The organism is Pseudomonas sp. P5_A2_2 (genome assembly GCF_054177685.1).
In genome coordinates this window covers 1-2,474 of record NZ_JBGCUL010000676.1, presented here as the reverse complement: position 1 = coordinate 2,474, position 2,474 = coordinate 1, and the positions used below count along the sequence as shown (strand labels likewise).

The window sequence follows — 2,474 nt, the reverse complement described above, 5'->3', positions numbered from 1 at the left end:
ATTGAAAAAGTCCATGAACGCCGGTCGAATACCGCGCTCCTGAGCCTGTTCGTAAGCCAGGCGATCCAGGTAATAACCGGGCAGCGGCGAGTCGGTGCCGTGCAGGCCAAAGAAGCTGGTCTGCAAGCGATAGCGCACCTCTGCGCGATCCTCCTCAAGGCGTACCGCCTCGACCACGTCGGAGGCCGGAAAACCCAGCCCCGCATGGCTTTGCAGGCGCACACGCCGGCGCGCCGCCGCACTCAAGGGTTGCGCCTCCAGGTCATCGCCATGCAAGGCGTGCAGATGCTCCAGCAGACGGTGAAACGAATAGTTCCGCGCGTCGGCCAGCAGTACATCAGCTAGATCACGGGTTGTCTGCCGGTCAACAGTGGCCATTCATAACGCTCGTTGTTGGTGGTATTGATCACTTCCAGGCGATGGAAGGAATTGATGCTCGCGTACAGGGCGAAAAAGTGCGAAAGCACGCTGGCGAACAGGTACAGCTCGCCCTCGCAGAGAAAAGCGTTTTGGTCCAGTTGCAAGCGGGTCTGCAAGCCGCGCACCGGCTGGCCTTTCATGAGCCAGTCGATGGGGGTTGTCACGGCCTCGTGGATGCCGTTGAGGCGTTTGCGCGTGGCGCGGGCCTGTTGCAGGTCGTGCAAAGCGGCGAAGTCATAGGCGCGGATCACCGCCTTGAGCGGCTCGGCCGACAGCAACGACAGGTAGTTCAGCGACAGGTTGGAAATCAGCGTCCAGTGCAGGCTGCTGTCCAGCACTGGCCGGTAGCTTCGAGTCGGTGCGATCAGGTTGGTGTAGGTGGCAAACGACGGCGTGACCTCGGTGGACAGCGACACATCCCCCACACCCAGCAGCTGCGGCAGGTCGCGATTGGTGCAGGTCAGTTCGATGGACGCCGCTTCATGCTCACCGATGTACAGGCTTTCATCACCACGCACGAAGGCGATGCGATGGCGCAAACCTTCACGCCCATGGGATTGCTCGATATGCGTGCGGAAGTACAGTGCCGTGCGGCCCCGCGCATGTTCGATCTCATGCTGGAACGATTCGAACGGGGTAAAACGTCGCAACGGATCGCCTTTGCGCTCCTTGTCGGCGGCGTCCCAGCCGGCCACCTTGTCGACGCTGAAAATCTCGTAAGCTTCGGGGCGGTTGCCGCTGGGGCTGATACGCCGCTCCACGCTGCGCCCGTACAGCGCAATCGGGTTGGCGTCGTGGCGGAACAGGTTGACTGCCGGCGCGCAATACAGGTGCAAGTCACTGGTGCGCAGGCGGATATCAGGCGGCATGGGCCGGGCGAACTGAAACTCGAAACGCAGAGTCGTGGCGCTGACATCCGGCCAAATGTGGGCCAGATGGGTCAGGCTGAAAAAGTGGAAACGCTGCGGGAACACAAAGTACTCCTGCAGGATCCGGTAACCATCGAACACATTGCGCGGGTAGGGCAGCAGTGCCTCGTCGGTGGTGAAGCCGGGGAAACCGATATCTTTTGCAGACAGGCGATGGCTCTGGCCGTTGACCTGCAGCGTGATGCTGTCCAGATAATGGGCAAGCCACAGGTACAACGTCATGGCAGTGGCGTTATCCCCGCCCAGATGAAAATCCAGCTGATCGCAGGCCATGCTGGTCAGCGGCTGGTCCGTCAGCACCTTGAGGTCGATGCGCATCACCGAGGCCTCGCGGCTGTGAGCGTCGCTGACCTCCTGTAAGGCTAGCGGATACAGATTGACGTCGGTGCAGGTGCGAAACTGGCAGGAAATGCCATCTACCGGTTTGGCAAATAACGGTGTGCCCTTGGGAATCACCTGGCGCTGGCTGATCGCATCGGGCAGCGGTGCAAAGCGGATGATGGTCGCACTGGGCAGGGGCCGCAGGTAGTTAGGCCAGAGCATCTGCAACAGCGGATGAGTCAGCTCCGGCAAGTCGTCGTCGATCTTCATCCCCAGCTTGGCGGTGAGGAAGGCAAAGCCCTCCAGCAGTCGCTCCACGTCCGGGTCACCGGCCTGGTCGCCGAGAAATTGCGCCAGCTGCGGGTTGTCCTCGGCAAACTCGCGGCCGAGTTCTCGCAGGTAGCGCAACTCCTCGGCAAAGCGTTGTTTCAAGTCCATTGCATCCTCATCTCACGCGGGTGTAGCCGTCGCGGCCATGCATGGCCACCTCGATCAGCACCTGTTCTTCCTTGTGGTTGACCCGCACCTGGCAATCCAGGCGAAAGTTCAGCTCCAGCGGCAAATCCGGGTCGGGCTGATAACGCACGCCGGTGACCTTGATGCGCGGTTCAAACGCCTCCACCGAGCGCCGAATATCGGCGCTGATGGCCACCACCAGATCACTGCTGGCCTGGGTAACCCCATTGAAATCGCACAGGCCCAGTTCAGGGCTGCTTTGCGAGCAGCCCTGGCGTGAGTTGAGCACCTGTTCCAAGTGGCGTTTGATCGCCTCGACACGCTGGTGCACCTGCTCAACCGCGCTGC

At 61.2% G+C, this 2,474-nt stretch carries 3 protein-coding genes; all 3 read right to left on the bottom strand.

Going from position 1 to position 2,474, the window contains the following annotated elements; genetic code table 11:
* On the bottom strand, positions 1-378 hold a 378-nt coding region (locus ACXRVY_RS24060), incomplete at its 3' end, for a type VI secretion system baseplate subunit TssG (RefSeq protein ID WP_458238433.1).
* The gene (gene tssF / locus ACXRVY_RS24055; RefSeq protein WP_223463488.1) at positions 342-2,108 is read right to left on the bottom strand and encodes a type VI secretion system baseplate subunit TssF; all 1,767 of its coding nucleotides are present in this window, start codon (positions 2,106-2,108) and stop codon (positions 342-344) included. The genes tssF and ACXRVY_RS24060, both read right to left, overlap by 37 nt.
* A 7-nt stretch (positions 2,109-2,115) precedes the next feature.
* On the bottom strand, positions 2,116-2,474 hold a 359-nt coding region (gene tssE / locus ACXRVY_RS24050; protein WP_458238432.1), incomplete at its 5' end, for a type VI secretion system baseplate subunit TssE.

What these genes read in the sequence shown, in the direction of transcription:
- tssF (WP_223463488.1), bottom strand. Translation starts at nt 2,108, where the DNA reads ATGGACTTGAAACAACGCTTTGCCGAGGAGTTGCGCTACCTGCGAGAA.